The sequence below is a fragment of the Pseudomonas sp. GW821-FHT07G10 genome, from assembly GCF_059418545.1.
Genome location: NZ_JBWKQB010000006.1, coordinates 100,338 through 127,100 on the forward strand (window position 1 = coordinate 100,338; position 26,763 = coordinate 127,100).

At 57.0% G+C, this 26,763-nt stretch carries 27 protein-coding genes and 1 pseudogene; 18 read left to right on the plus strand and 10 right to left on the minus strand.

Annotation, left to right across the window (positions count from 1 at the left end; all coding sequences use genetic code 11):
* Positions 1-20 precede the first annotated feature (20 nt).
* The 7 genes from AC07O1_RS10480 (at position 21) to AC07O1_RS10510 (ending at position 4,928) form a co-directional block, all read left to right on the plus strand.
* A complete protein-coding gene (locus AC07O1_RS10480) occupies positions 21-608 on the plus strand; it encodes an Rnf-Nqr domain containing protein (RefSeq protein ID WP_495088717.1) in 588 nt (195 codons plus the stop codon).
* A complete protein-coding gene (gene rsxB, locus AC07O1_RS10485) occupies positions 605-1,804 on the plus strand; it encodes an electron transport complex subunit RsxB (RefSeq protein ID WP_495088718.1) in 1,200 nt (399 codons plus the stop codon). Before AC07O1_RS10480 ends, rsxB begins: the two co-directional genes overlap by 4 nt.
* Entirely contained in the window at positions 1,791-2,786 is a 996-nt protein-coding gene (locus AC07O1_RS10490) for an RnfABCDGE type electron transport complex subunit D (protein WP_495088719.1), read from the plus strand. Before rsxB ends, AC07O1_RS10490 begins: the two co-directional genes overlap by 14 nt.
* Positions 2,783-3,394: an RnfABCDGE type electron transport complex subunit G gene (locus AC07O1_RS10495; RefSeq protein ID WP_495088720.1), complete on the plus strand. Its 612-nt coding sequence runs from the start codon at positions 2,783-2,785 to the stop codon at positions 3,392-3,394. The genes AC07O1_RS10490 and AC07O1_RS10495 overlap by 4 nt, the downstream gene beginning before the upstream one ends.
* Positions 3,387-3,977, plus strand: a complete 591-nt coding sequence (locus tag AC07O1_RS10500; protein ID WP_495088721.1) for an Rnf-Nqr domain containing protein — start codon at positions 3,387-3,389, stop codon at positions 3,975-3,977. Before AC07O1_RS10495 ends, AC07O1_RS10500 begins: the two co-directional genes overlap by 8 nt.
* A gap of 25 nt (positions 3,978-4,002) precedes the next feature.
* Positions 4,003-4,641, plus strand: coding sequence for an endonuclease III (gene nth, locus AC07O1_RS10505; RefSeq protein WP_489071710.1), 639 nt, complete (start codon positions 4,003-4,005; stop codon positions 4,639-4,641).
* A 107-nt stretch (positions 4,642-4,748) separates the two neighbouring features.
* On the plus strand, positions 4,749-4,928 hold the full coding sequence (locus AC07O1_RS10510) for a PA3496 family putative envelope integrity protein (RefSeq protein ID WP_494992015.1): 180 nt from the start codon (positions 4,749-4,751) through the stop codon (positions 4,926-4,928).
* A gap of 32 nt (positions 4,929-4,960) precedes the next feature.
* Here the strand turns inward: AC07O1_RS10510 and AC07O1_RS10515 are convergent, their stop codons facing one another.
* Both AC07O1_RS10515 and AC07O1_RS10520 read right to left on the minus strand, forming a co-directional pair.
* On the minus strand, positions 4,961-5,161 hold the full coding sequence (locus AC07O1_RS10515) for a hypothetical protein (protein WP_495088722.1): 201 nt from the start codon (positions 5,159-5,161) through the stop codon (positions 4,961-4,963).
* A gap of 21 nt (positions 5,162-5,182) precedes the next feature.
* Positions 5,183-5,809, minus strand: coding sequence for a response regulator (locus AC07O1_RS10520; RefSeq protein ID WP_495088723.1), 627 nt, complete (start codon positions 5,807-5,809; stop codon positions 5,183-5,185).
* Between the two features lie 806 nt (positions 5,810-6,615).
* Between AC07O1_RS10520 and AC07O1_RS10525 the strand changes: the two are divergent.
* Positions 6,616-6,888: pseudogene (locus AC07O1_RS10525) on the plus strand (hypothetical protein); the annotation flags it as partial.
* A 441-nt stretch (positions 6,889-7,329) separates the two neighbouring features.
* Here the strand turns inward: AC07O1_RS10525 and AC07O1_RS10530 are convergent.
* Positions 7,330-8,547 (minus strand): argininosuccinate synthase, encoded by a 1,218-nt coding sequence (locus AC07O1_RS10530; RefSeq protein WP_480413230.1) that lies wholly within the window; start codon positions 8,545-8,547, stop codon positions 7,330-7,332.
* 129 nt (positions 8,548-8,676) lie between these two features.
* Positions 8,677-9,585, minus strand: coding sequence for a flagellar protein MotY (locus AC07O1_RS10535; RefSeq protein WP_494992011.1), 909 nt, complete (start codon positions 9,583-9,585; stop codon positions 8,677-8,679).
* A 170-nt stretch (positions 9,586-9,755) separates the two neighbouring features.
* Here AC07O1_RS10535 and pyrC point away from each other — a divergent pair, with 170 nt between their 5' ends.
* Both pyrC and rnt read left to right on the plus strand, forming a co-directional pair.
* On the plus strand, positions 9,756-10,802 hold the full coding sequence (gene pyrC / locus AC07O1_RS10540; protein ID WP_495088724.1) for a dihydroorotase: 1,047 nt from the start codon (positions 9,756-9,758) through the stop codon (positions 10,800-10,802).
* On the plus strand, positions 10,799-11,476 hold the full coding sequence (gene rnt, locus AC07O1_RS10545) for a ribonuclease T (RefSeq protein ID WP_494992009.1): 678 nt from the start codon (positions 10,799-10,801) through the stop codon (positions 11,474-11,476). Before pyrC ends, rnt begins: the two co-directional genes overlap by 4 nt.
* 74 nt (positions 11,477-11,550) lie before the next feature.
* Here the strand turns inward: rnt and AC07O1_RS10550 are convergent, their stop codons facing one another.
* Positions 11,551-12,153: a peroxiredoxin gene (locus tag AC07O1_RS10550; protein ID WP_494992008.1), complete on the minus strand. Its 603-nt coding sequence runs from the start codon at positions 12,151-12,153 to the stop codon at positions 11,551-11,553.
* Between the two features lie 317 nt (positions 12,154-12,470).
* Here AC07O1_RS10550 and AC07O1_RS10555 point away from each other — a divergent pair, with 317 nt between their 5' ends.
* Positions 12,471-12,689 (plus strand): bacterioferritin-associated ferredoxin, encoded by a 219-nt coding sequence (locus tag AC07O1_RS10555; protein ID WP_489071701.1) that lies wholly within the window; start codon positions 12,471-12,473, stop codon positions 12,687-12,689.
* A 200-nt stretch (positions 12,690-12,889) separates the two neighbouring features.
* Complete coding sequence (gene bfr, locus AC07O1_RS10560) at positions 12,890-13,360, plus strand: bacterioferritin (RefSeq protein ID WP_494992007.1); 471 nt, start codon at positions 12,890-12,892, stop codon at positions 13,358-13,360.
* 222 nt (positions 13,361-13,582) lie between these two features.
* Here bfr and grxD read toward each other — a convergent pair whose 3' ends face one another.
* Positions 13,583-13,924 (minus strand): Grx4 family monothiol glutaredoxin, encoded by a 342-nt coding sequence (gene grxD / locus AC07O1_RS10565; protein ID WP_150643657.1) that lies wholly within the window; start codon positions 13,922-13,924, stop codon positions 13,583-13,585.
* A gap of 124 nt (positions 13,925-14,048) precedes the next feature.
* Complete coding sequence (locus AC07O1_RS10570; RefSeq protein ID WP_495088725.1) at positions 14,049-16,157, minus strand: molybdopterin oxidoreductase family protein; 2,109 nt, start codon at positions 16,155-16,157, stop codon at positions 14,049-14,051.
* 561 nt (positions 16,158-16,718) lie between these two features.
* Between AC07O1_RS10570 and argF the strand changes: the two genes are divergently transcribed.
* Together argF and AC07O1_RS10580 are read left to right on the plus strand one after the other, a co-directional pair.
* Positions 16,719-17,639 (plus strand): ornithine carbamoyltransferase, encoded by a 921-nt coding sequence (gene argF, locus AC07O1_RS10575; RefSeq protein WP_495088726.1) that lies wholly within the window; start codon positions 16,719-16,721, stop codon positions 17,637-17,639.
* A complete protein-coding gene (locus tag AC07O1_RS10580) occupies positions 17,636-18,745 on the plus strand; it encodes an ABC transporter ATP-binding protein (RefSeq protein WP_495088727.1) in 1,110 nt (369 codons plus the stop codon). Before argF ends, AC07O1_RS10580 begins: the two co-directional genes overlap by 4 nt.
* A 118-nt stretch (positions 18,746-18,863) precedes the next feature.
* On the opposite strand, the gene AC07O1_RS10585 is transcribed toward AC07O1_RS10580, so the two are convergent.
* Together AC07O1_RS10585 and ybaK are read right to left on the minus strand one after the other, a co-directional pair.
* Positions 18,864-19,646 carry a PhzF family phenazine biosynthesis protein gene (locus AC07O1_RS10585; RefSeq protein WP_495088728.1) on the minus strand — a complete coding sequence of 261 codons (783 nt, stop codon included), beginning with the start codon at positions 19,644-19,646 and terminating at the stop codon, positions 18,864-18,866.
* Between the two features lie 119 nt (positions 19,647-19,765).
* Positions 19,766-20,236, minus strand: coding sequence for a Cys-tRNA(Pro) deacylase (gene ybaK, locus AC07O1_RS10590; RefSeq protein ID WP_494992002.1), 471 nt, complete (start codon positions 20,234-20,236; stop codon positions 19,766-19,768).
* A gap of 382 nt (positions 20,237-20,618) precedes the next feature.
* Here ybaK and AC07O1_RS10595 point away from each other — a divergent pair, with 382 nt between their 5' ends.
* The 3 genes from AC07O1_RS10595 to AC07O1_RS10605 all read left to right on the plus strand — a co-directional run bounded on the left by AC07O1_RS10595 (position 20,619) and on the right by AC07O1_RS10605 (position 23,903).
* A complete protein-coding gene (locus AC07O1_RS10595) occupies positions 20,619-21,470 on the plus strand; it encodes an MIP/aquaporin family protein (protein WP_495088729.1) in 852 nt (283 codons plus the stop codon).
* Positions 21,471-21,547: 77 nt separating this feature from the next.
* The gene (glpK, locus tag AC07O1_RS10600) at positions 21,548-23,053 is read left to right on the plus strand and encodes a glycerol kinase GlpK (RefSeq protein ID WP_494992000.1); all 1,506 of its coding nucleotides are present in this window, start codon (positions 21,548-21,550) and stop codon (positions 23,051-23,053) included.
* 94 nt (positions 23,054-23,147) lie between these two features.
* On the plus strand, positions 23,148-23,903 hold the full coding sequence (locus tag AC07O1_RS10605; protein ID WP_494991999.1) for a DeoR/GlpR family transcriptional regulator: 756 nt from the start codon (positions 23,148-23,150) through the stop codon (positions 23,901-23,903).
* Positions 23,904-24,157: 254 nt separating this feature from the next.
* On the opposite strand, the gene AC07O1_RS10610 is transcribed toward AC07O1_RS10605, so the two are convergent.
* Entirely contained in the window at positions 24,158-24,430 is a 273-nt protein-coding gene (locus AC07O1_RS10610) for a hypothetical protein (protein ID WP_495088730.1), read from the minus strand.
* A gap of 571 nt (positions 24,431-25,001) precedes the next feature.
* Between AC07O1_RS10610 and glpD the strand changes: the two genes are divergently transcribed.
* Complete coding sequence (gene glpD, locus AC07O1_RS10615; RefSeq protein WP_495088731.1) at positions 25,002-26,540, plus strand: glycerol-3-phosphate dehydrogenase; 1,539 nt, start codon at positions 25,002-25,004, stop codon at positions 26,538-26,540.
* The last annotated feature ends 223 nt before the right edge of the window (positions 26,541-26,763 follow it).

Below are 26,763 nucleotides of genomic sequence, written 5' to 3' on the forward strand. Positions count from 1 at the left end.
TCGCTCAACCCGGCACGATCATGACCGACCTTCTTCTCACGCTTATCAGCGCTGCCCTGATCAATAATTTCGTATTGCAATGGCCGCTGGGCGTCGATCCGCTGCTCCAGACAATCCACGAACCGGGTGCCGAGCGCCAGCAAGTGCATGCTTTGGGCATCGCAACAACCTGCCTGATGCTGATCAGCTGCGTTCTCGGTTATGCGCTCTACCATTACCTGCTGGTTCCGCTGGCATTGACGTCGCTGCGTTTGTTTGTCTTTTTGCCCCTCAGCATTTTGCTGATCAGGCCAATCCTTAGCCTGCTTTCGCGCTGTTTCCCACAGCTGCCGTTGAGCAGCCTCTGGCCTCTGTTGGTGGGAAATGCTGGCGTCCTCGGCCTGGTCCTGCTCAGCACGCAGGGCGACAAAGGCCTGGGCTATACGATCGCGCTGAGCCTCGGCGCAGGCGTGGGCTTCTGGCTGGTGTTGAGTCTGTTCAGCGACTTGCGTCAGCGCACCCTCAATAATGACGTCCCTCTGCCCTTTCGCGGCTTGCCGATCGAATTGATCAGCGCCGGGCTGATGGCCGTGGCATTTCTCGGTTTCACCGGACTGATCAAAACATGAGTCTGATTCAACGCATAGATGCCCTGTTGCCGCAGACCCAATGCGGTAAATGCGGCCACCCTGGATGCAAACCTTACGCTGAAGGCATTGCCAACGGTGAGGCGATCAATAAGTGCCCACCGGGTGGCAGTGAGACCATTTCGGCGCTGGCCGATCTTCTGAAAGTACCGGTATTGGAGCTGGACACGGAACGTGGATCGGCCCCTGCGCAAGTTGCCTTTATTCGTGAAGCCGAATGCATCGGCTGCACCAAATGCATCCAGGCCTGCCCAGTGGATGCGATTGTCGGCGCGGCCAAGCTGATGCACACAGTGATCATCGACGAATGCACCGGTTGCGACCTCTGCGTGGCGCCCTGCCCGGTAGATTGCATTGAAATGCATCCATTGCCGCTGGCCACGGTGGTGCCGATTGTCGGAGGGCTGGCGTTCAGCCCGCAAGAACAACGCGCCCGGACCGAGAAGCGCAATCACGCGCGTCATCGTTTCGAACAGCGTAACGCTCGTCTGCGCCGCGAAGAAGAGCAAAAGCTGGCCGAACGCCACGCACGCGCCCAGCAGCACAGCGAAGTGTCAGTCGACCCGGTTCAAGCAGCCATCGATCGGGTTCAGGCGCAGAAAGCCGCCGCTGCCGATGCGGCCTTGAAAAAGGCCAAGATCGAACTGGCAATGAGCCGCGCACAACTGAACAAGTCGCTGAAAGCCTTCGGGCATCCGCCAACCTTTGAACAGCAGTCGCAACTGATCATTCTGCAACAACAGTTCGAGGTCGCAGAACTTGCGCTGGCGCAGCTGGAGAGCAGCGCAACACTCGCGCCACAGCCGGCTCCGGCCAAGGACGCCGACCTCAAGCGCGCGAAAATTCAATTGGCCATGCGCCGCGCCGAACTGCAAAAAGCGCGGAGCAGCGAAGCCTCGATCGAGCAAATTGCGCAGTTGGTTACTGCCCTGGCTGAAGCTGAGCAGGCTTTGCACCGCGCCGAGAATGCCAGTGAGCAACCCGCTCCCGATCTGCTGCGGGTCGAGAAACGGCCCATCGATAATCGCCTGCGGCAGCTGAAAACCGAATTGGCCTACGCTCGAGCGGATGTCAGCAAGCTTGAGCGACACCCCGAGACACCAGCAGACCTCCTGACCAAGGCTCGAAACCGGCTGAGCGAAGCTGAGCGTCAGGTCAATGCTTATGTCGCCTCTTGAAAGGGTTGATGAGCGCCTTCAGCAGGCAATGAAGCTGGTGCTGCTGGCAACACTGCCGGGGATTTTCGTGTTGCTGTGGTTATACGGCTGGGGGGTGCTGATCAACTTGCTGCTGGCCGGTTCCACAGCGCTGGCCGTTGAGGCTGCCGTCCTCGGTTTACGCAGGCGTCCCCTCAAGCCCTCTCTGAGCGATGGAAGCGCGCTGGTCAGCGCGACATTGCTGGCCCTGGCATTACCGCCCTACTGCCCATGGTGGCTGACGCTGAGCGCAACCGCGTTCGCGCTGTTGTTTGGAAAACACCTGTATGGCGGTGTGGGTAAAAACCCGTTCAATCCGGCCATGCTTGGTTACGCACTGGTCCTGGTGTCGTTTCCGCAGCAGATGACGCACTGGCCGGCCTCCCACGGCATGGATCTGCTCGGTGGCTTGCAACAGGTATTGGGCTTCAGTTTCAGCGGCTCGGCACCCGACGCCTGGGTCCAGGCCACCGCCCTGGACAGTGTGCGGATCAACAAAAGCCTGACCATGGACGAACTGTTCGCCGGCAATGCCACGTTCGGTCACTTTGGGGGTAAAGGAGCCGAGTGGGTCAATCTGGCATTCCTCGCCGGCGGCGCGTTTCTACTGCAACGTCGGGTATTCAGCTGGCACGCCCCGGTCGGCATGCTTGCCAGCCTGTTTATCATCAGTCTGCTGTGCTGGAACGGCTCGGGCTCCGACTCCCATGGTTCTCCTCTGTTCCACCTGTTGACGGGCGCGAGCATGCTGGGGGCGTTCTTTATCGTCACCGAGCCGGTCTCTGGCGCCAGGAGCCCCAAAGCCAGGTTGCTGTTCGGAGCCGGCGTTGGCCTGCTGACCTACCTGATTCGTACTTGGGGCGGTTATCCAGACGGCGTGGCGTTTGCCGTGTTGTTGATGAACCTCACCGTACCCGCGCTAGAGCGCCTTTTCGCTCCCCAGCCGGAGCCTTCTGCGCCATGAACACAAATGTCGGCATACTGATTCTGGTGTTACTGGCCGGTCTGGGTGCAACTGCGACCTTCTTGGTGCAACAAGTCGCCACGCCACGCATCGCGGCAGAACAACGCGCAATACAAAACCGTAACCTGTTGGAAATGCTGCCCCAGGGAAGCTACGACAATCAGCCACTGGATCTGCCGCTCTCGCTCACGGACGTAGAGCTTGGCAGTAGCCGATTGCTTGGCGGCTATCTGGCGACTCAATCCGGTCAACCCAGCGCGGTGATTCTGCACAGTCAAACGGTGGGCTATGCAGGCCCTATAGAGCTGTTGATCGGGATCGGGGGAAACGGCAAGCTACTCGGTGTAAAAGCCCTCAAACAGTCAGAAACCCCAGGGCTTGGAGGCCGAATTGCAACGACCCCAAACCCTTGGCTGCAGGGTTTTTCCGGCAAATCACGCAATGATCCGCCCGATTCGGGCTGGGCACTTAAAAAGGACAGTGGCCAGTTTGATCAGATGGCCGGAGCAACGATTACCTCAAGGTCGGTGATAAGTGCCATTCATGAGGCGCTGCGTTATTTTGACGAGCATCAGGCGCAACTCACAGGAAAGCCTGCTCATGACTAACACCACGACACTGCGCAATTCGCTGACGCTCGCGCCACTGATTGGCGTCAGCGACACGTTGGTGAAGGCCACCGGTTTGTGGTTGATGTCCATTCTGATCATCGCAATCTATGGCATGGCCATGAAAGCGATTCGGACCTGGCTCAGCCCGAGCCTGCGCCTGATGGCCAATATCGTGCTGGCTGCCACGATCGTCAGTTGTGCAGAACTGGCCTTGCAAGTCCGGGCTTTTGAACTGCATCAAAGTCTGGGAATTTATCTTGGGCTGATTGCCCTTCAATGCGTGCTGCTTGAGCTCAACGGTTTTTTCGAACAGTGCTCTATGTCTGACCGCCTACGACTGTCAGGCCTGTTCGGCGCGCTGCTGGTTGCGCTTGGCACGCTGCGAGAAGTCCTGGGAACGGGTTCCCTGGGTGGCCATCTGTCGTGGTTTGCAGGATCCACCGATAATCATTGGCAGCTTTGGTTATGGGCTCAGGATACGGGGCCACGCCTGCTCACTCTGGCGCCAGGTGGTTTTATCCTGCTAGGGTTGTTGATCGCCGCGAAACAGGCCTGGGCCGCTTCTTCGAAACCACACTGACCGCCGTCAAGGAAACGCTCTACCCATGAACGCTGCAAAACGTCTGGAAATATTCCGCCGGCTTCACGAGGACAATCCGGAACCGAAAACCGAGCTGGCCTATTCCTCGCCGTTTGAACTGTTGATTGCAGTGATTTTGTCCGCCCAAGCGACTGACGTCGGGGTCAACAAGGCCACAGCAAAACTATTCCCGGTTGCCAACACACCTGCAGCAATCTATGCCCTCGGTGTCGAAGGGTTGTCGGAATACATCAAAACCATCGGCCTGTACAACAGCAAAGCGAAGAACGTGATCGAGACCTGCCGATTACTGGTAGAGCGTCATAACAGTGAGGTTCCGCAAACACGCGAAGAGCTTGAAGCACTCCCCGGAGTGGGACGCAAAACCGCTAACGTGGTGCTCAATACAGCCTTTCGCCAGCTCACCATGGCCGTCGACACGCATATTTTTCGGGTCAGTAACCGAACGGGACTGGCTCCGGGGAAAAATGTCGTCGAGGTGGAAAAACAGCTGATGAAGTTCGTGCCCAAGGAATTTCTGCTCGACTCGCACCACTGGCTCATCCTCCACGGACGCTACGTATGCCAGGCTCGCAAGCCACGCTGCGGCAGCTGCCGGATAGAAGACCTGTGCGAATACAAGCACAAGACCTCTGACGATTGAGCAAGCATAGATTTTGATGATGGATCGATTGAAAAAATCTTTTTTACCCGCCACCGGATTATCGTTATAAGGAGCGCCAACGGCAGTCTTAGCCTGGAGTTAACCTTATGAGCGCTGGTAAAGAGCAACTGGACGTAGAAGACGACTTCACCGCCGTTGAAGCAGAGGATGCCGAGCCTGTGGTGGAGGTGGCAAAGACCAATCTGAGCAAACGCCGCACCATTGATAATCTTCTGGAAGAGCGCCGCCTGCAAAAGCAATTGGCCGATTACGATTTTGATCTTTAGCACCTGAAAGCCTCCCGAAGCGGAGGCTTTTTTTATTGGCTGCCCAGCACCTTGACCACCGTTTTCCCCATGGACATCCCGTCGGCGATAGAGCAGTACCGGTCATGGAAAACAGGTGGCATCTGCAAGGGCGCCAAGTGAAAAGCGTGCTGTGCGAGTACTCGGGTAGACCTGGATAAACCGATGAAGACCGAGTAACGCGCAATGCCACCCGCCATCGCCACACCGGTCATTACATTCTCGCGTATCGCGATTCAAACCAAACCATTGCGTTGTGCAAGCTCAATCAGGTCAACCAATGAGCGGGCATTGAGCTTTAACAGCAAGCGCGTCTTGTATGTACTGACTGTTTTATTGCTGAGAAACATTCCATCGGCAATCTCCTTATTGGTCTTTCCTCGTGCAAGTTGTTGTAGCACCATCATTTCCCGACCGGAAAGACGGTTGACCATATCCGCTTCGCTGGCATTCCCCAAACTCGAACGCACAGTATGCAACGCCTGATTGGGAAAATAGCTGTAACCGGAAAGCACTGCCTTGATCGCGCTAAGCAGTTCGGTCAGATCTTGTTGCTTGCACACATACCCGGCGGCACCGGCCTGCATACAACGCATGGAAAAATGTCCTGGCGCCTGCGAGGTCAATACCAGCACTTTTAAAGGCTGGGGTGTTGAAGTCAGACGCGCGACAACTTCCAAACCATCAAGTTTTGGAATTCCGATATCCAGAATAACAATATCCGGCACATGCTCACGGGCCAGCTGCAAGGCGTCCACGCCATTATCCGTCTCCGCGATGACTTCATAGCCATGGCGCTCCATCAGCATGCGTACAGCCAGACGAATGACGGGATGATCATCCACGATCAGCACTTTATTCATGGGCAAGTCCAATTTTCGTTGTTCGATTTTTTAGAGTCTGCACAATAGCCTAGTCATTTCCCCCTTGGCATCGTGCCCCCCCCCGGTCACCTGCACCCAGAGACCATACCTACAAACAACACGGATTTACCCTACAAAAAAACACCGAAAAGGATGTGTCTTAAAATTTAATCAGCCTGCTACCCACCTTGGTTTGACGATCTTTTTTGTATCACATGACGTCCACAATGGAAGCTCGTCGAATCATTCAGGCTGAATTGTCGTTAGTTATTTTGTGGCAGATTATTATTGAATGACACTCAGCCACCTGCACTTCAGTGCAACCACGGGTATTTAGCAATGGAAAGAAACAATTCACTCCAGGCAACAATCCGCCGTTTCAAGCATCTCACCACTCAAGGTAATACACAGCATCAACTTTCCAATACAAGACGGACTAGCTGCATGGGCACTGCACAACCCACAGGATACTCCCTGTACTGAACTGACCTGCCAGACGCCTACTTGCATCTATTACGTCTGCTCTGCCCGTTGTCAAACCGGGTCTGAAATCATTACAAGCAGCAATAAAAACCCAACAGAAAAACAAACCACCAACCTGCACAACGCCCATACTTATCGTGAGCATCGATAATGAGCAAACCGTACCGACTTCAACGCTTGAAGGGAATCCCCTATTTATACGCAACCCCCAAAGTAACGTCGAGCTGGATGGCAGCCGCATTTAATCAAGCCATCTAGCTGCTTGCGTCTCCACCAACGTGAAACCAAGGATATAAAAAACAACACTATCAAGTGAGATAAAAATGAATAGACACCGAAAGAAAACAACCAACCCAATGACCATCATTGCGATCTTCGCAGCGCTAACAGAAGCTTCGGCAGCCGTATCATTTCCATTTCTTGACTACGAGGAACGTCAAGTCTATGTCTGGTTCCTGATTACTTTCCCCTATGCCCTGATACTGCTTTTCTTTGCCACGCTGAATTTCAACTACAAATCACTGTACGCGCCTTCCGATTTCGAGAAAGGAAAGCACTTCATCAAAATCATCGACGATGCAGCTCGTCCGGAAAGAGTGAAAACCACCCCTCCAGGCCCTGAGTTACTTAAACAGAAAAATCACACCGCCGACAAGGAGAAAGACTTTCGCCCACCGGCATAGATGCCTGGATGCTTGCCACAGAGCCACATATTCCAACAGCAGGAGTCGCGCTACTCATCACGCCATGGACAAGCAGCACTTGTGCATATCAATTTATTCGCACATCACACGCTTCATTTGCCCTTGGCACTGCACCGCTGGCACACCGTTGATACCCGGCAGATCAACGCAACAAAAGCAGAATCAAGACAGGGTAGAACAACCCGAATTCTGCGTGAGGCAGGATAAAAACAACGCCACATCAAGCGTCATTCAAGCGTTCACACCGAACAAGGCAGCCTGAACTAAACATAACATGCAAAAAAAATGGCCCTGCGTGCAGCAGGGCCATTTTCTTGAGTCGCATTCAGGCAATCAGAACAATTTCCGACCTTTGTTTGCGGCAATACGCATGCGCAATGCATTGAGCTTGATGAAGCCAGCAGCATCCGCTTGATTGTAAGCGCCGCCATCCTCTTCAAAAGTCGCAATATTGGCATCGAACAACGATTCATCGGACTTACGGCCGGTGACAATGACGTTGCCTTTGTACAGTTTCAGACGAACCACGCCATTCACATGCGCCTGAGAGGCATCGATCATCTGTTGCAGCATCAGACGCTCAGGGCTCCACCAGTAACCGGTGTAGATCAGGCTGGCGTATTTAGGCATCAACTCATCTTTAAGGTGAGCGACTTCGCGATCCAGGGTGATCGACTCGATTGCACGGTGAGCACGCAGCATGATGGTGCCACCAGGTGTCTCGTAGCACCCGCGGGACTTCATACCGACATAACGGTTCTCGACGATATCCAGACGGCCGATGCCGTTTTCGCCGCCAATACGGTTCAGCGTGGCCAGGACGGTGGCCGGAGTCATTTCAACGCCGTCCAGAGCGACGATATCGCCATTGCGATAGGTCAACTCAAGATAGGTTGCAACGTTCGGAGCGTCTTCTGGCGACTTGGTCCAGCGCCACATATCTTCTTCGTGCTCGGTCCAGGTGTCTTCCAGCACGCCACCTTCATAGGAGATGTGCAGCAGGTTGGCATCCATCGAGTACGGGGATTTTTTCTTGCCGTGGCGTTCGATAGGGATGTTGTGCTTTTCAGCGTAATCCATCAGCTTTTCACGGGAGAGCAGATCCCATTCACGCCATGGAGCAATGACTTTGACGCCAGGCTTCAACGCATAGGCGCCCAGTTCAAAACGAACCTGGTCATTACCTTTGCCGGTTGCACCATGGGAAATGGCGTCGGCACCGGTTTCGTTGGCAATTTCAATCAAGCGCTTGGCGATCAACGGACGAGCGATGGAGGTACCCAGCAGGTACTCGCCCTCGTAAACGGTGTTGGCGCGGAACATAGGGAAAACGAAATCGCGGACGAACTCTTCGCGCAGATCGTCGATGTAGATCTCTTTCACGCCCATGGCTTGTGCCTTGGCGCGTGCAGGTTCGACCTCTTCGCCCTGACCCAGGTCAGCGGTGAAGGTCACCACTTCACAGTTATAAGTATCCTGCAGCCACTTGAGGATCACCGAAGTGTCCAGGCCGCCGGAATACGCCAGAACGACCTTGTTTACGTCCGCCATGCCATTACTCCACCGGGTTGTACGGAAAGCTTTCTAGTCTACCGCTCAAACCGGATAATTTACAGAGGCGCGACAGCTTATGACGATGAAGCGACAGATTATGTCGAGCGAGCGACGATTACAGCGGTTTCAGGACGTCGCCGCGGTATTGCCCGTGGAGCTGATCTGGGGGGCCGGCTTTTCGGCAGGTGCAACACGCTCAAGCTGAACATTGACCCGGCGATTCCTGGCCCGATTGGCGGGATTGGTATTGGGCGCCAGAGGATAACTCTCGCCGTGAAATCGCATGCTGATCTGCGACTCCTGGATGCCGTTGGCCTTGAAAAAGTCCATCACCGCCAAGGCTCTGCGCCGCGACAGATCGCGATTGGTCAGACGATTGCCGCTGTTGTCCGAGTGACCGTCCAGTTCGATGTGATTGACGGTTGGATCAGCCTTGAGGAACTCCAGCACCACCTGCAATCTGGCCTTGGCCTGCGCATCCAGGTCGATGCCACCGCCTGGAAAGCCGACCTCGGCATGCTTCACTTGTTCGAAGTTCATCGGCAACAGCTTGGCTGTGCACGCTTGATAGTCGCTGTAGGCCTTGTTGAATTTGACCGGCAACAAACGAACTTCGGAAACACGACCCTCACGGGAATAATGGCGAACCACCGGGCTACGACCATCCATCAGGCCACTGAACAATCGACCGGCCTGCGCCTGTGAGCTGTTAAACAGTACATCGCCGCTGCCGGCTCTCACCGAACCCAGATTGATGTCGCCGCGCCCCGGCTGCCAGGGCGCAGCCGCCGCCAACAAGGTCGCCGAGCCGCCACCGAGCATCGAGTTGTAGGCCTTGAGGCGGAACGTCGCCTGTTCGCCTGCACGCCGAACAAACTCACCCGAGCCAAAATCGGTAATGGGTTGGGTCAGACGGCACTCGAACTTGTCGCCTTCGACCTTCCACTCGATGCTCTCCAGACGCGTCTGGAAAGTCAGAGCCATCGCCGGCAGGCTGACAAACACACTGAGCAAGGCTAAATAACGCTGGCGCACGGGAGGCTCCACTGGCTTCTACACAAAAGACCGACACACGTTTACGGCATATCACTTGTTTACAGCACACCTATGGGATATCGGAAGCTTGCTGCAAAACTTGATAGCGAGTGCCTGAGAGAGTCTTTTCCGGTAGCATTCCCTTCAGTTTGACCCGCCTGGAATCCCCAATGTCCGACCGCCTGACCCTGCTGCGTCCCGACGACTGGCATATACATCTTCGCGATGGTGCTGTGCTAGCCAATACTGTTGCGGATGTCGCGCGCACCTTTGGTCGCGCCATCATCATGCCCAACCTGGTACCACCGGTGCGCAACGCCGCGCAAGCCGATGCCTATCGCCAGCGCATTCTCGCTGCGCGCCCGGCCGGCAGCCGTTTCGAACCGTTGATGGTGCTCTACCTGACCGATCGTACCGAGCCTCAAGAGATTCGCGAGGCCAAGGCCAGTGGTTTCGTCCACGCCGCCAAGCTCTATCCGGCCGGTGCGACCACCAACTCGGACTCTGGTGTCACCAGCATCGACAAGATCTTTCCCGCATTGGAGGCCATGGCCGAAGTCGGGATGCCGTTGCTGATTCACGGTGAAGTCACTCGCGGCGACGTCGATGTCTTCGACCGTGAAAAGCTGTTCATCGACGAACACCTGCGTCGGGTCGTGGAACGCTTCCCGACACTCAAAGTGGTGTTCGAACACATCACCACCCGCGAGGCCGTCCAGTTCGTCAGTGAGACGGACGCCAATGTGGGCGCAACCATCACCGCCCATCACCTGCTGTACAACCGCAACCACATGCTGGTTGGCGGGATTCGCCCGCACTTCTATTGCTTGCCGATCCTCAAACGCAATATCCACCAGGAAGCACTGCTCGACGCCGCCACCAGTGGCAGCGAGAAGTTCTTCCTCGGCACCGATTCGGCACCGCACGCTCAACACGCCAAAGAAGCCGCGTGTGGTTGTGCCGGTTGCTACACCGCTTATGCTGCGATCGAGATGTACGCCGAAGCCTTCGAACAGCGCAATGCGCTGGACAAGCTCGAAGGCTTCGCCAGTTTGCACGGCCCGCGCTTCTATGGCCTGCCCGCAAACACCGACCGCATCACCCTGGTTCGCGAAGAGTGGACCGCCCCTACCAGCCTGCCGTTTGGCGAGCTGTCTGTAATCCCGCTGCGCGCCGGTGAAAAACTGCGCTGGCGTCTGCTGGAGAAACACTCGTGAGTGAAGACCATTTCGACGACGACCAAGACGGCCATAACGGTGGCGGCGGTTCGCGCCATCCGATGGCGGCCAGGTTTCGTGGCTACCTGCCGGTAGTCGTCGATGTTGAAACCGGTGGTTTCAACTCTGCCACCGATGCATTGCTGGAAATCGCAGCAGTCACCATCGGCATGGACGAAAAAGGTTTCGTGTTCCCCGAACACACCTATTTTTTCCGGGTCGAGCCTTTCGAAGGCGCGAACATCGAAGCAGCGGCTCTGGAGTTCACCGGGATCAAGCTCGATCACCCGCTGCGCATGGCGGTCAGCGAAGAAACGGCCCTGACCGATATCTTCCGCGGTGTACGCAAGGCCCTGAAGGCCAATGGCTGCAAACGTGCGATTCTGGTGGGGCATAACAGCAGCTTCGATCTGGCCTTCCTCAACGCCGCTGTCGCGCGTCTGGACATGAAACGCAACCCTTTTCACCCGTTCTCCAGCTTCGACACTGCAACGCTGGCCGGTCTGGCGTATGGTCAAACCGTGCTGGCGAAGGCCTGTCAGACTGCCGATATCGACTTCGACGGTCGCGAGGCCCACTCGGCGCGCTACGATACCGAGAAGACTGCCGAGCTGTTCTGCGGCATCGTCAACCGCTGGAAACAAATGGGTGGCTGGGAAGACTTCAACGACTGATCACGTCGCCTGAAGAAATCACGCCCATAAAAAAACCGGCCTCTCAGCCGGTTTTTTTATGCGTGACGCGCAGCTTACAGCTTGCCGGCGTTCTCGCTCAGGTAAGCAGCAACGCCTTCTGGCGAAGCGGTCATACCTTTGTCGCCTTTTTTCCAGTTAGCCGGGCAAACTTCGCCGTGCTCTTCGTGGAATTGCAGGGCATCGACCAGACGCAGCAGTTCGTCCATGTTACGGCCCAGTGGCAGGTCGTTGACGATTTGCGAACGGACAACACCTTTGTCGTCGATCAGGAATGCGCCACGGAAGGCCACGCCGCCTTCGGACTCAACGTCGTAGGCCTTGCAGATTTCGTGTTTCATGTCGGCAGCCATGGTGTATTGAACCTGACCGATGCCGCCGGCATTGATCGGGGTGTTGCGCCAGGCGTTGTGGGTGAAGTGGGAGTCGATGGAAACAGCGACTACTTCAACGTTGCGCGCCTTGAATTCAGGAATGCGGTGGTCCAGAGCAATCAGCTCGGACGGGCAGACAAAGGTAAAGTCCAGTGGGTAGAAGAACACCAGGCCGTATTTGCCTTTGATGGCCGAGGACAGGGTGAAGCTATCTACGATCTCGCCATTGCCAAGTACGGCGGCGACGGTGAAGTCAGGGGCTTGTTTGCCTACGAGTACGCTCATTGGATATCTCCTGGTGTGGTGGAGTGAAGGACAAGATCCAGCCAAGTCTGCCACGGGTCAGCGACAACTCTGTGACGTGATCTCCCTTCGCAAGGGCCGAGCATCATACACCGCGTTTTTGACCTGTCCTTAGCGGTTTTTATAACGACGTTAAAAAGCCGGCCTGACATTTGAAGACATCAACATCAAAGCGCCAATACCGTTCGTCAGCCAACCCCCCATGCCAGCTCAAAGCTTTCAGAAAGCACTTTGACAATCATTCTCGTTAACATTAAGATCCATCGCAATTGAGCCATAACCAGCGACGGTTCTCACATATGTATGTCTGCCTCTGCACAGGCGTCACTGACGGGCAAATCCGCGATGCGATCTTTGATGGTTGCTGCAGCTACCGTGAGGTGCGCCAAGCCACCGGTGTTGCCAGCCAATGCGGCAAATGCGCATGCCTTGCCAAACAAGTGGTACGCGAAACCCTGACCGAACTGCAAAGCAGCCAGGCCGCGATCCCCTACCCAGTAGAATTTTCCGCCGCTTAAATTACGTATTTGAAAGAACCGGACTCAATGTCCGGTTTTTTTATGCCTAGAATTCAATCGCTTAGCACTAAGACGCGGAACACAAACATTCTTATTCCGATTAATTTTCATATATTATTCAATAACTTAGGTTTGACACTTGTAATTGCGCGGCTCAAACTCTGCTTTATATACAGCGAAGACAGGACAGGACTCCCATCATGAAAGGCGACATTACAGTCATCCAGCATCTCAACAAGATCCTTGCCAATGAGCTGGTCGCGATCAATCAGTACTTCCTGCATGCGCGCATGTATGAAGATTGGGGCCTGAACAAACTCGGCAAACACGAGTACCACGAATCCATCGACGAGATGAAACATGCGGACAAGCTGATCAAGCGCATCCTGTTTCTCGAAGGCCTGCCAAACGTACAAGACCTCGGCAAGCTGCATATCGGTGAACACACCAAGGAAATGCTTGAGTGCGACCTGCGCATCGAGAGAACCGGCCACGCCGACCTCAAGGCAGCCATCGCTCACTGTGAAGTGACTGGCGACTTTGGCAGCCGTGAACTACTGGAAGATATTCTCGAGTCCGAAGAAGAACATATCGACTGGCTGGAAACCCAACTGGGTCTGATCGATAAAGTCGGTCTTGAGAACTACCTGCAATCGCAGATGGGCGAATAACCTGGCGCCAGAATCTCGATGTAACAAAAAGCCCCGCCTTCTTTCGAGAGGCGGGGCTTTTTATTGCCTATGTAACGCGGTGATTATCCACTCCCTCCTGTAGGAGCGAGCTTGCTCGCGATGAACGTCAACGATAACGCGGCGAGACTGATACACCGCCGCTACGCGGCTATCGCGAGCAAGCTCGGCTCCTACACCTACACCTACACCTACAGGATCGCGTCAGGCTTCAGTCTTGTTCGCTGCGGCTTTTTCGACAGCAGCTTTGATCGTGGCCTGCAATGAACCGTCGGCGGCCATTTCAGTCATGATGTCGCTACCGCCGACCAACTCACCGCCGACCCACAATTGCGGGAAGGTTGGCCAGTTGGCGTATTTTGGCAGGTTGGCGCGGATTTCCGGGTTCTGCAGGATGTCCACATAAGCGAACTTCTCACCACAGCCCATGACGGCCTGAGCGGCTTTCGCAGAGAAGCCACACTGCGGGGCATTCGGCGAGCCTTTCATGTAAAGCAGAATGGTGTTGTTGGCAATCTGCTCTTTAATAGTTTCAATGATATCCATGAAGCACCTCGGCTGAACTTTCCGACTCAGTTGTCGGCACGGTGGCGCATTGTAACGGAAAGCCAGGCGCCATGCTCGGTCTCCCCGACAGACACTCATCATCGCAGATTTCATCCAGCAGCACTCAGGCCGCCGCCACCTTGACCGGCACGCCGTTCAACGCTGCGTTGCCCGAAAGCTCATCCAGTTGTCGCTCATCAGTAAGGTCATTGGCGCTGGCACCCGGCTGGCCGCTGGCAATCCCCATCTGCACACCTGGCCGCGCATGTCCCCAACCATGAGGCAGACTGACCACACCCGGCATCATCTCAACACTTGCCAACACTTCAACTTCGATGGCTCCGACCCGTGAGCTGACACGCACCCGCTGCCCATCACTGAGGCCGCGACTGGCCAGGTCATCCGGGTGCATCAGCAATTGATGACGCGGTTTGCCTTTCACCAGGCGGTGATAGTTGTGCATCCAGGAGTTGTTACTGCGCACATGCCGACGGCCGATCAGCAGCAGTTCATCGGCCGATGGCGCTTGCTGCGCGGCAAAACGCTCCAGGTCAGCCAGAATCGCCGCAGGCGCCGCCTGAACGCGTTGATTGGCAGTCTTCAAGCGCGGCCCAAGATTGGCTTTTAACGGCCCAAGATCGATCCCGTGGGGATAGTCGAACAAGGTCGCGACAGACAATTTATACGTCGAAGCATCGCCATATAGACCCGCACGCAGCCCTCGGTCGATCATTTGTGCCGGGGCAATGGTTGGTTTGAGTTGTTTGCCGCTCTTCGCTGCGAAGGCCTGAGCCAGGCCGACAAAAATTTCCCAATCGTGTAACGCCCCCTCGGGTTTGGCCAGAATCGCCCGATTGAAACGGCTGACGTTACGCACCGCAAACATATTGAACGTGGTGTCGTAGTGATCATTCTCCAGCGCCGACGTCGACGGCAGGATCAAGTCGGCGTAACGGGTGGTTTCGTTGATGTACAAGTCGATGCTCAGCATGAACTCCAGCCCGTCCAGCGCCTGCTCGAGTTGCCGGCCATTGGGCGTCGACAGCACCGGGTTTCCGGCTACCGTGATCAGCGCCCGTACCTGCCCTTCCCCTTCGGTGAGCATTTCTTCGGCCAGCGCCGACACCGGCAACTCACCACCATATTCAGGACGCCCTGAGACCCGGCTTTGCCAGAGATTGAAATGACCACCCGAGGTCGAAGCCACCAGGTCCACCGCAGGTTCCGTGCACAGCGCACCACCCACCCGGTCAAGATTGCCGGTCACCAGATTGATCAGTTGCACCAGCCAGTGGCACAGGGTGCCGAATGACTGGGTGGAAACGCCCATACGGCCATAGCAGACCGCCTTGTCCGCGGCAGCGAAGTCCCGCGCCAACTGGCGGATCTGCCCGGCAGGAACAGCACAGAGCGCGCTCATCACCTCTGCAGTGAAACGGCTGACGGCCTGGCGAACCTCATCAAGACCATCCACAGGTAAATGGCTCTCGCGAGTCAGGCCTTCATCGAATAACGTGTTGAGCAACCCGAACAACAGCGCCGCATCGCCGCCCGGACGGACAAACACATGCTGGTCGGCGATGGCCGCCGTTTCGCTGCGTCGTGGATCGACCACCACAACTTTGCCGCCCCGCGCCTGAATCGCCTTCAGGCGCTTCTCCACATCCGGCACGGTCATGATGCTGCCGTTGGAGGCCAGTGGATTGCCACCCAGGATCAGCATGAAGTCGGTGTGATCGATATCCGGAATCGGCAGCAACAAGCCATGGCCGTACATCAAATGGCTGCTCAAGTGCTGGGGCAACTGATCGACCGAGGTCGCGGAAAACCGGTTGCGGGTTTTCAGCAAACCGAGAAAGTAATTGCTGTGGGTCATCAGCCCATAGTTATGCACGCTGGGATTGCCCTGATAAACCGCCACGGCATTGAGGCCATGACGCTCCTGAATCGCTCCAAGCCGTTCGGCTACCAGCGCAAATGCCTCATCCCAGTCGATCGGCTGCCATTCGCTGCCAACCCTGAGCATGGGCTGACGCAGGCGGTCCGGATCGTTCTGGATATCTTGCAGCGCTACCGCTTTGGGGCAGATATGACCGCGACTGAAAGTGTCCTGCGGGTCCCCCTTGATTGAGGTGATCTGTACGCCAGCGCCGTCGACTGCAGTGGTTTCGATGGTCAAACCGCAGATGGCTTCACACAGATGGCAGGCACGGTGATGGAGAGTCTTGGTCATGGCCAGTCTCTATTTTATTCTGGGCAACCAGCGTCAGGCTGCGGGAGCAAAACTATGGTGCCTGACCGACTCCTGCGCCAGCGACGTTCGTCTTGTGAATCGAAGGATATCAGGCCAACCGATGCGCCCCCCCCCCCCCCGCAAAAGCCCGGCTCACCGATCAGCCGCCAGTGCTCGTCGAGCCCGGTTTTTTACATTAGGAAATGTTTCAGCCGGGCCTGCCTTATAGATCCTGCCCACATTAACCCCGGCTGTAGAGTCAGAAACCGACCGTTACGCTGCCTTGCCCGCCCCGTTTGATTGCCAAGCTGCTCGAGGGCAGTGTACAAATGCTGGGCTACTGTCAGGAAACAGGCTTCAAAAGCGCTACCGCGACCTCCTCGTAGCACCTCTGAACTCCCCTAAAAACCGTAGCCCTATTGGTAAGACGCGACATTTAATGTCAAGATCGCGCCTTCCCCTATTTCGTCGCCCCGTGCGGCTTCCGCCGCAGGTCTCGCCCGTTTTTCGAATAAACCCGGCTTTGAGTATCTGCGGTCTGTTGCAAAAAGGTAGTTAATGATGAGCGCAAGGCACTTTCTCTCCCTGATGGATTGCACGTCCGAAGAGCTGGTCAGCGTGATTCGCCGCGGCATCGAGCTGAAGGACCTGCGCAATCGCAGCGTACTCTTCGAGCCACTGAAAAACCGCGTTCTCGGGATGATTTTCGAGAAGTCCTCGACCCGTACCCGTATTTCCTTCGAAGCCGGCATGATCCAGCTGGGCGGCCAAGCGATCTTCCTGTCGCCACGCGATACCCAATTGGGCCGTGGCGAGCCGATAGGTGATGGCGCGATCGTCATGTCGCGCATGCTCGATGCGGTGATGATCCGTACCTTTGCCCACAGCACCCTGACCGAATTCGCCGCCAATTCCCGCGTGCCAGTGATCAACGGTTTGTCCGATGACCTGCACCCGTGCCAGTTGCTGGCCGATATGCAAACCTTCCTTGAACACCGCGGTTCGATCCAGGGCAAAACCGTTGCCTGGATCGGCGACGGCAACAACATGTGTAACAGTTATATAGAAGCCGCCATTCAGTTCGACTTTCAACTGCGTATTGCCTGCCCGCAAGGTTACGAGCCAAACCCTGAGTTCGTCGCCAAGGCCGGCGATCGCGTGACCATCGTCCGCGATCCTCGGGATGCAGCGATCGGCGCTCACCTGATCAGCACTGATGTCTGGACCTCCATGGGCCAGGAAGAGGAAACCGCCAAGCGCCTCGCGCTGTTCGCGCCCTTCCAGGTGACTCGCGCCCTGCTCGATATCGCCGCACCGGACGTGCTGTTCATGCACTGCCTGCCTGCTCACCGTGGTGAAGAAATCAGCCTCGACCTGCTCGACGACAAACGCTCTGTCGCCTGGGATCAAGCGGAAAACCGTCTTCACGCACAAAAGGCCCTGCTCGAATTTCTGGTCGAACCGGCATACCACCACGCATGAGCCAGCCATTACTGCTTAACCTGCGCAACCTGGCCTGCGGCTATCAAGACCAACGGGTTGTACAGAACCTCAACCTGCACCTCAATGCCGGGGATATAGGTTGCCTGCTCGGCTCGTCCGGCTGCGGCAAGACCACCACTCTGCGGGCGATTGCCGGTTTCGAGCCGGTGCACGAAGGTGAAATCAAACTGGCCGATGAAGTCATCTCCAGTGCCGGTTTCACCCTGGCGACCGAGAAACGACGGATCGGCATGGTGTTCCAGGACTACGCGCTGTTTCCACACTTGAGCGTGGCCGAGAACATCGCTTTCGGGATCCGCAAGCATCCGCAAAAGAACCGGGTGAGCGAAGAACTGCTCGAACTGGTCAACCTGAAAAACCTCGGCAAGCGTTTTCCCCATGAGTTGTCGGGCGGCCAGCAGCAGCGTGTCGCGCTGGCTCGCGCACTGGCGCCGGAGCCGCAATTGCTGTTGCTCGACGAGCCCTTCTCCAACCTCGACGGTGAACTGCGCCGCAAGCTCAGCCATGAGGTGCGGGATATTCTCAAGGCTCGTGGCACCAGCGCCATATTGGTGACCCACGATCAGGAAGAAGCGTTCGCGGTCAGCGATCATGTCGGTGTATTCAAGGAAGGTCGACTGGAGCAATGGGACACGCCATATAACCTCTACCACGAGCCGCTGACGCCCTTTGTCGCGAGCTTTATCGGCCAGGGTTATTTCATTCGCGGCCAGTTACTCAGCCCGGAATCGGTGCAAACCGAACTGGGTGTACTGCGCGGTAATCGCGCTTATACATGGCCCATTGGCGGCGCTGTCGATGTGCTACTGCGTCCGGACGATATCGTCTATGCACCGGACAGTGAGCTGAAAGCGCGAATCATCGGTAAAACCTTCCTCGGCGCATCGACGCTGTATCGCCTGCAATTGCCGACCGGTAGCCAGCTGGAGTCAATCTTCCCGAGCCATGTCGATCATGCTGTGGGGGCCGATGTCGGCATTCGTGTGGCGGCAGAACATCTGGTGTTGTTTCAGGCCTCGGGCAGCACGGCGGCGCAGATCCCGGCGGTGGAGTCCGGTGTCCGGCGGTATTGCACCGCCAGTTGATGTTTTTTGCAGGAGCAGGGCGGACGCCTGGTTCTTGCCCGCGATGAACGATAGCGCAGTTATCGGTAACACTGCGGCACCTGCATCGCGGGCAAGCCTCGCTCCTGCGACCCCCTCCCTATCCCAGCATCAACTTCCCGCTGGCCACCAACGCGGCATTGCCGCCGATCTTCACCCGATCCCCTTCCAGACGACAGAACAACTCCCCTCCCCGCGCCGAACATTGATACGCCGTCAGGCTCGACTTGCCTAAACGCTGCGACCAGTAAGGAATCAGACTGCAATGGGTCGAACCGGTTACGGGGTCTTCGTTGATTCCAATCGCCGGGGCAAAATAGCGCGAGACAAAATCATGCGTGTTGCCCGGCGCTGTGACGATCGCTCCCAGCCACGCAAGTTTGGCCAAAGCGACCATGTCGGGCTGGCAATCCAGGACAGCCTGCTCGGACTCCAACACCACAAACAATTCGTTGGAACCCAGAACCTCCACCACCTCCACGCCCAGTGCTCGCTCCACTTCCAGCTTCACGCCAACCTCGCGGGGCACAACCACCGGGAAATCCAGCCACAGCCGCTCACCTTCACGACTGACGCTCAGGGGGCCGGACTTGCTGATGAAGTCGAGCCGCTCGACCGGCTCCCTATAAACCTCGAACAGGACGTAGGCGCTGGCCAGCGTGGCGTGCCCACACAGCGGCACCTCAGTGGTCGGCGTGAACCAACGGATATGCCAGCCTTGACCTTCGCGCACCAGGAAAGCGGTTTCGGCCAGATTGTGCTCGGCGGCGATTTTCTGCATCAACTCATCGGCGAGCCACACATCAAGCCGATAGACCATTGCCGGGTTGCCACTGAACGGGCGATCGCTGAACGCGTCGACCTGATGAAATTCAAACTGCATCACCCTACCTCTCCTTGAATATGCGACAGCGAGCATGCGCCCGGGCGCAATCCGGAACCAGGTACAGCGCAGGTTAATTTCCACCATACAGCGCCGATTCAAAGACCGTCGTTCAGGGGTCAAGCCCGGCCGATATCGGCAAACGTCGCCTGGGTATGCTCGGCCAGCACAGCCGCTGACAACTCGACCTCAAGGCCCCGGCGCCCGGCGCTGACAAAAATACTTGCGAAAGGTTGTGCGCTGTTATCGAGGAAAGTCCGCAAACGCTTTTTTTGCCCCAACGGGCTGATCCCCCCCAACAAATAACCCGTCGCCCGTTGCGCAGCGGCCGGGTCTGCCATCTCGACTTTCTTCACCCCCGCCGCATGGGCCAGCGCCTTCAAATCCAGACTTCCGACGACCGGTACCACTGCCACCAACAACTCCCCTTTTTCGCTGGCCGCCAACAGCGTCTTGAACACCTGAGCCGGATCGAGACCCAGCTTTTCTGCCGCCTCCAGACCATAAGAAGCCGCCTTCGGATCATGTTCGTAACTGTGCACTCGATGTTCGGCACGAACTTTTTTCAACAAATCCAATGCGGGGGTCATGGCAGCTCCAAGCTTGGCTAATGGAATAAATCGCTGATGACAGATTCTAGGTCATCGGTTGGCAAAAGGCTCTATTGCACCGCCGTTACGCCAGCTCACCGTTGAATCAAGCGGCCATCATCCTGCTGATTGGCAGCGTCCTCGCACACCCGTAACGCGATCATTTTGACGACAGATAGCTAAAAAATGACCGACGGTTCACTTTCGACCTTTGACATCAGTGTTTCTTGTCTATATTTTTTCGAATCTGAATATGGATCCAACAGTTCCAAAGTCGTACCCAGCAGCAAGCCGAGGCAAAGATGGGGATTCTTGCCTTGGTGAAAATCGCACTCTGAGCCTTTCCAAAAGCGCCGGACAACAACAATAAACGAGGTTTTCAATGACGACTGCTCTACAACAACCTTCGCTCTCGAGCCAATGCATGGCCGAGTTCCTGGGTACTGCTCTACTGATTTTCTTTGGTACTGGTTGCGTCGCCGCGCTCAAGGTCGCGGGTGCCAGCTTCGGTTTATGGGAAATCAGTGTCATCTGGGGGGTCGGCGTGAGCATGGCGATCTACCTGACCGCGGGCATTTCCGGCGCGCACCTCAATCCGGCAGTCAGTATTGCACTGTGCATTTTTGCCGACTTCGAAAAGCGCAAGCTGCCGTTTTACATCTTCGCCCAGATCGCCGGTGCCTTTTGCTCAGCGTTGTTGGTTTACACGCTTTACAGCAACCTGTTCTTCGATTACGAACAAACCCATCACATGATCCGTGGCACCCAGGCCAGCCTGGAACTGGCATCGGTGTTTTCCACCTACGCGAACCCTGCCCTGTCCACTGGCCAGGCGTTCCTGGTTGAAGTGATCATCACCGCCATTTTGATGGGTGTGATCATGTCTCTGACCGATGACAACAACGGTCTGCCGCGCGGTCCGCTGGCGCCTTTGCTGATCGGTCTGCTGATCGCCGTAATTGGTAGCTCGATGGGGCCGCTGACGGGTTTCGCGATGAATCCGGCTCGGGATTTCGGACCTAAACTGATGACCTTCTTCGCGGGCTGGGGTGAAATATCTTTCACCGGCGGGCGCGATATTCCTTACTTCCTGATTCCAGTATTTGCCCCGATCGTTGGTGCCAGCCTTGGCGCTGCCGCCTATCGCGGGCTGATTGCTCGTCATCTGCCCGTCGCCATACCTGCTACAAAGGATGCAGAACGCGCCATTGACGGCGAAGCAAGAATTTCTTGAAACCGGCGGCGCGAAATCCTGCCCAACCCTGATCTCGCGCCCCACCCCACTCCCTTATTTCGTCCAAGGCAATCGACATGACCGACACTCAGAACAAGAACTACATCATTGCCCTCGATCAGGGTACGACCAGCTCCCGGGCGATCATTTTCGACCGTGACGCCAACGTGGTCTGTACCGCTCAGCGCGAATTCGCCCAGCATTACCCGCAAGCCGGCTGGGTCGAACACGACCCGATGGAAATCTTCGCCACCCAAAGCGCGGTGATGGTCGAAGCCCTGGCTCAAGCCGGCCTGCATCACGATCAGGTTGCAGCCATCGGCATCACCAACCAACGCGAAACCACAGTGGTCTGGGACAAGACCACCGGGCGCCCGATCTACAACGCGATCGTCTGGCAGTGCCGACGCAGCACCGAGATCTGCCAGCAGCTCAAACGCGATGGCCATGAACAGTACATCAGTGAAACCACCGGTCTGGTTACCGATCCGTACTTCTCCGGCACCAAACTGAAATGGATTCTCGACAATGTCGAAGGCAGCCGCGAACGCGCCCGCAACGGCGAACTGCTGTTCGGCACCGTCGACAGCTGGCTGATCTGGAAATTTACCGGCGGCAAGACCCACGTTACCGACTACACCAACGCATCGCGCACCATGCTCTTCAACATCCACACCCTGGAGTGGGATGCGAAGATGCTTGAGGTGCTGGATATTCCGCGCGAGATGCTCCCGCAAGTGAAGTCGTCTTCGCAAATCTACGGCCATACCAAAAGCGGTATCGCTATCGGCGGGATTGCCGGCGACCAACAGGCTGCGTTGTTCGGCCAGATGTGCGTCGAACCCGGCCAGGCGAAAAACACCTACGGCACCGGCTGTTTCCTGCTGATGAACACAGGCGACAAGGCCGTGAAATCCAGTCACGGCATGCTCACCACCATCGCGTGCGGCCCGCGTGGCGAAGTCGCCTACGCGCTGGAAGGCGCAGTGTTCAATGGCGGCTCCACCGTGCAGTGGCTGCGTGACGAGCTGAAAATCATCAACGACGCTCACGACACCGAATACTTTGCCAACAAGGTCAAAGACAGCAACGGCGTGTACCTGGTCCCGGCCTTCACCGGTCTGGGCGCCCCGTATTGGGACCCCTATGCCCGTGGCGCGCTGTTCGGCCTGACCCGTGGCGTACGCGTGGATCACATCATTCGCGCGGCCCTGGAATCGATTGCCTACCAGACCCGCGACGTGCTCGACGCCATGCAACAGGATTCGGGCGAACGCCTCAAAGCCCTGCGCGTCGACGGTGGTGCAGTCGCCAACAACTTCCTGATGCAATTTCAGGCGGACATTCTCGGCACTCACGTCGAACGCCCGCAGATGCGTGAGACTACCGCACTGGGTGCAGCCTATCTGGCGGGCCTGGCCTGTGGCTTCTGGAGCAGCCTGGATGAGCTGCGCGGCAAGGCCGTGATCGAACGCGAGTTCGAACCTCACCTGGCCGAAGCCGAGAAGGAAAAACTCTACGCCGGCTGGAAAAAAGCGGTGAGCCGCACCCGCGACTGGGAGCCGCACGAAGAGGCTAAATAAACCAGCACACGGACTCGTATCGGCATGTAACTGGTAGGGAGTGGATTCGTGCGGCATCATGGGCAAATTTTGCACGGCAGCCCCAAGGAAGCCCATGAATCTGCCTCCCCGTCAGCAGCAAATCCTCGAGCTGGTCCGCGAACGCGGTTACGTCAGCATCGAGGAAATGGCTCAGCTATTTGTCGTTACACCGCAGACCATCCGCCGCGATATCAATCAATTGGCGGAAGTGAATTTATTGCGTCGCTATCACGGCGGCGCAGCTTACGATTCAAGCGTAGAAAACACTGCCTACGCCATGCGTGCCGATCAAATGCGCGATGAGAAACAACGCATCGCCGAAGCCATCGCCGCGCAGATTCCCGATCACGCCTCGCTATTCATAAACATCGGCACCACCACCGAATCCATCGCCCGGGCGCTGCTCAATCACACCCAGCTCAAGGTGATCACCAACAACCTGCACGTCGCCTCGATCCTCAGCGCCAAGGATGATTTCGAAGTCCTGCTCGCTGGCGGCAATGTGCGCCGTGACGGCGGTGTCGTCGGTCAGGCCAGCGTCGACTTCATCAATCAGTTCAAGGTCGACTTCGCCCTGGTCGGTATCAGCGGCATCGATGAAGATGGCAGCCTGCTGGATTTCGACTATCAGGAAGTACGGGTTTCCCAAGCGATCATCGCCAATGCCCGCCAAGTGATACTGGCGGCCGACTCCAGTAAATTTGGCCGCAACGCCATGGTTCGATTGGGACCGATCAGCCTGATCGATTGCCTGGTCACCGATCAGGCACCAGTGCCTGCGCTGGCGCAATTGCTGAGTCAGCACAAGATTCGGCTGGAAGTGGTTTAAGCCACGACAGGCCGGGCGCACTCCCTTGTGGCGAGGAAGTGGCCGCCGCGTCTTCGACGCTGCGCTGTCTCGCAGCAAACAGGCGTCGACCTAACATTGAAGTGCGCGCGGGGACAGAGACCGTAGCCAATCACTGGTGTGTTCGCACCCGAGTGGGAGAGTCGATCGTTCCCACGCTCGGCGTGGGAACGATCATTGGCAGATCTGACACCCAGTAATCAAAAAACAGGCGCCTCTGAGGTTGCCCGTTTTGTTTATGGCGCCATCTGCGCCCGCAATCGCCGTCCGATGACGTCCATCAGATCGCAGCCGTCGCGTAGCGGGATAGCGAGGACCCGGGCGAAGTCGTGCAGGACCACGGCGTCGGAGTGGATCTCTTCGCGCATGGCGAGGTTTTCCAGGAGTTGGGTCACGGCGCGGATACGGTAGTCAGCGGTTTCGTGCAGTACGTCGAGGGGCGCTTCGGTGTCGATCAACAGGGCGTGGAAATCGTTGTCGACTCCAGTGATTGGCATGTATCGATTCATGGGTAAAACTCCATCCAGAATTGAAGAGAGCTACCGCTCAATCGTCGCCAAACGAAAGGGTGGCAGCTGTACGCAGGTTGGCGAACCGGGGATGGTAACCGGCAGACCCGAAGGTCTCCCGCGCACAGCCGCCATAAAGCAGCCTTGCGGGTGCAAAAACGCCTGCAAGCAAGCAGAGAGCTTTTGCATATCATCCTCTGGGTCGCCAAACCCGGTCGCCATATGGGCGACCGGCGGACTATAAGCTTCATCCTCCGGGCCGTGCAAGGCGTTGATGTGACGGGATTTTCGAGGCGGGTGTGGGACGTGCGGTGCTGGCCCGAAAAACATCGCAGCCTGCGGCAGGACCTACAGCGGAGCGCGGTCAATTGTGGCGAGCAAGCTCCCGCGCCACATAGACCGCTCGCGCACCCCGCCCTGTTCCAAATGTTCGAAAATTTTCCTTTTGGCGTCCTTCGATCAGTATTTTCAATCGAAGCTGACTGGCTACGCCTGTGTTTATGCGCTACCATTTTCGAAATCGAACACTAATGTTCGAATTCAAATACCAAGAGACCCCCGAGGCCAGCCGATGCCCACTTCTACCTTGCCTATGCCTCCTCTTGCCGAGGTCTACGATATCGCCGTCATCGGCGGTGGGATTAACGGCGTGGGGATTGCAGCTGATGCCGCCGGTCGCGATCTGTCGGTGTTCCTTTGCGAAAAGGACGACCTGGCCAGCCACACTTCGTCTGCCAGCAGCAAGCTGATTCACGGCGGCCTGCGCTACCTCGAACATTACGAATTCCGCCTGGTGCGCGAAGCCCTGGCCGAGCGCGAAGTGCTGCTGGCCAAGGCCCCGCACATCGTCAAGCAGATGCGTTTCGTATTGCCGCACCGCCCGCATCTGCGTCCAGCCTGGATGATCCGTGCCGGCCTGTTCCTTTATGACCACCTGGGCAAGCGGGAAAAACTCGCCGGTTCCAAAAGTCTGAAGTTTGGCCCTGACAGCCCGCTGAAAAGCGAAATCACCAAAGGCTTCGAATACTCCGATTGCTGGGTCGATGACGCCCGCCTGGTCGTCCTGAATGCCATGGCCGCCCGCGAAAAAGGCGCCCACGTTTACACCCGGACTCGCTGTGTCAGCGCCCGTCGCAGCGAAGGCCTGTGGCACCTGCAGCTGGAACGCGCCGATGGCAGCCTGTTCTCGATCCGCGCCAAGGCGCTGGTAAACGCCGCCGGCCCGTGGGTTGCCAAGTTCATCCGCGATGACCTGAAGATGGAATCGCCGTACGGCATTCGCTTGATCCAGGGCAGCCACCTGATCGTGCCAAAACTATATGAAGGCGAACACGCGCACATTCTGCAAAACGAAGATCAGCGCATCGTCTTCACCATTCCATACCTCAACCACTTCACTCTAATCGGCACCACCGACCGCGAATACACAGGTGATCCGGCCAAAGTGGCGATCACCGAAGGTGAAACCGACTACCTGCTCAAAGTGGTCAACGCCCACTTCAAGAAGCAAGTCAGCCGCGACGACATCCTGCACAGCTATTCCGGCGTTCGTCCGCTGTGCAACGACGAATCCGACAACCCCTCGGCCGTCACCCGCGACTACACCCTGGCGCTGTCGGGCAGTACTGAACAAGCACCGCTGTTGTCGGTGTTCGGCGGCAAGCTGACCACCTACCGCAAACTGGCCGAGTCGGCGATGGCCCAACTGGCACCGTATTTCAAAGACATCAAGCCAGACTGGACCGCCCATGCCCCCCTGCCGGGCGGCGAGGACATGACCACACCGCAGGCGCTGAGCTCGTTGATCCGCGACCAGTACGACTGGCTGCCGATTGAAATTTCCCGCCGCTGGGCCACCGCCTACGGCAGCCGCACCTGGCGATTGCTGGAAGGCGTGAAGAGTATGAGCGACATGGGTGAACACATCGGTGGCGGCCTCTACTCTCGCGAAGTCGATTACCTGTGCAGCGAAGAATGGGCCGTGAGCGCTCAGGACATTCTTTGGCGCCGCAGCAAGCTGGGGCTGTTCACCACCAAGGCAGAGCAGCAGCAATTGCAGCAGTATCTGGACAAGGTCAAACAGAACCGCAGCAAAATCGAAGCGGCCTGATCGCTTTTCATAGCCGCTTCAAGATCGTTCCCACGCTCTGCGTGGGAATGCCTGACCGGACGCTCCGCATCCGCTCTTGTGACGCGGAGCGTCACTGGATGCGTTACCACGCTGAGCGTGGGAACGATCAAAACGCCCCTGGGCCGAAAGGTTCAGGGGCGTTTTCATAGCCGCTTCAAGATCGTTCCCACGCTCTGCGTGGGAATGCCTGACCGGACGCTCC

Bases quoted from the DNA above. Each gene is read 5' to 3' on its own strand.
- AC07O1_RS10480 (WP_495088717.1), top strand. From the start codon at position 21: ATGACCGACCTTCTTCTCACGCTTATCAGCGCTGCCCTGATCAATAAT.
- rsxB (WP_495088718.1), top strand. From the start codon at position 605: ATGAGTCTGATTCAACGCATAGATGCCCTGTTGCCGCAGACCCAATGC.
- AC07O1_RS10490 (WP_495088719.1), top strand. From the start codon at position 1,791: ATGTCGCCTCTTGAAAGGGTTGATGAGCGCCTTCAGCAGGCAATGAAG.
- AC07O1_RS10495 (WP_495088720.1), top strand. From the start codon at position 2,783: ATGAACACAAATGTCGGCATACTGATTCTGGTGTTACTGGCCGGTCTG.
- AC07O1_RS10500 (WP_495088721.1), top strand. From the start codon at position 3,387: ATGACTAACACCACGACACTGCGCAATTCGCTGACGCTCGCGCCACTG.
- nth (WP_489071710.1), top strand. From the start codon at position 4,003: ATGAACGCTGCAAAACGTCTGGAAATATTCCGCCGGCTTCACGAGGAC.
- AC07O1_RS10510 (WP_494992015.1), top strand. From the start codon at position 4,749: ATGAGCGCTGGTAAAGAGCAACTGGACGTAGAAGACGACTTCACCGCC.
- AC07O1_RS10515 (WP_495088722.1), bottom strand. From the start codon at position 5,161: ATGACCGGTGTGGCGATGGCGGGTGGCATTGCGCGTTACTCGGTCTTC.
- AC07O1_RS10520 (WP_495088723.1), bottom strand. From the start codon at position 5,809: ATGAATAAAGTGCTGATCGTGGATGATCATCCCGTCATTCGTCTGGCT.
- AC07O1_RS10530 (WP_480413230.1), bottom strand. From the start codon at position 8,547: ATGGCGGACGTAAACAAGGTCGTTCTGGCGTATTCCGGCGGCCTGGAC.
- pyrC (WP_495088724.1), top strand. From the start codon at position 9,756: ATGTCCGACCGCCTGACCCTGCTGCGTCCCGACGACTGGCATATACAT.
- AC07O1_RS10550 (WP_494992008.1), bottom strand. From the start codon at position 12,153: ATGAGCGTACTCGTAGGCAAACAAGCCCCTGACTTCACCGTCGCCGCC.
- AC07O1_RS10555 (WP_489071701.1), top strand. From the start codon at position 12,471: ATGTATGTCTGCCTCTGCACAGGCGTCACTGACGGGCAAATCCGCGAT.
- bfr (WP_494992007.1), top strand. From the start codon at position 12,890: ATGAAAGGCGACATTACAGTCATCCAGCATCTCAACAAGATCCTTGCC.
- grxD (WP_150643657.1), bottom strand. From the start codon at position 13,924: ATGGATATCATTGAAACTATTAAAGAGCAGATTGCCAACAACACCATT.
- AC07O1_RS10570 (WP_495088725.1), bottom strand. From the start codon at position 16,157: ATGACCAAGACTCTCCATCACCGTGCCTGCCATCTGTGTGAAGCCATC.
- argF (WP_495088726.1), top strand. From the start codon at position 16,719: ATGAGCGCAAGGCACTTTCTCTCCCTGATGGATTGCACGTCCGAAGAG.
- AC07O1_RS10580 (WP_495088727.1), top strand. From the start codon at position 17,636: ATGAGCCAGCCATTACTGCTTAACCTGCGCAACCTGGCCTGCGGCTAT.
- AC07O1_RS10585 (WP_495088728.1), bottom strand. From the start codon at position 19,646: ATGCAGTTTGAATTTCATCAGGTCGACGCGTTCAGCGATCGCCCGTTC.
- ybaK (WP_494992002.1), bottom strand. From the start codon at position 20,236: ATGACCCCCGCATTGGATTTGTTGAAAAAAGTTCGTGCCGAACATCGA.
- AC07O1_RS10595 (WP_495088729.1), top strand. From the start codon at position 20,619: ATGACGACTGCTCTACAACAACCTTCGCTCTCGAGCCAATGCATGGCC.
- glpK (WP_494992000.1), top strand. From the start codon at position 21,548: ATGACCGACACTCAGAACAAGAACTACATCATTGCCCTCGATCAGGGT.
- AC07O1_RS10605 (WP_494991999.1), top strand. From the start codon at position 23,148: ATGAATCTGCCTCCCCGTCAGCAGCAAATCCTCGAGCTGGTCCGCGAA.
- AC07O1_RS10610 (WP_495088730.1), bottom strand. From the start codon at position 24,430: ATGAATCGATACATGCCAATCACTGGAGTCGACAACGATTTCCACGCC.
- glpD (WP_495088731.1), top strand. From the start codon at position 25,002: ATGCCCACTTCTACCTTGCCTATGCCTCCTCTTGCCGAGGTCTACGAT.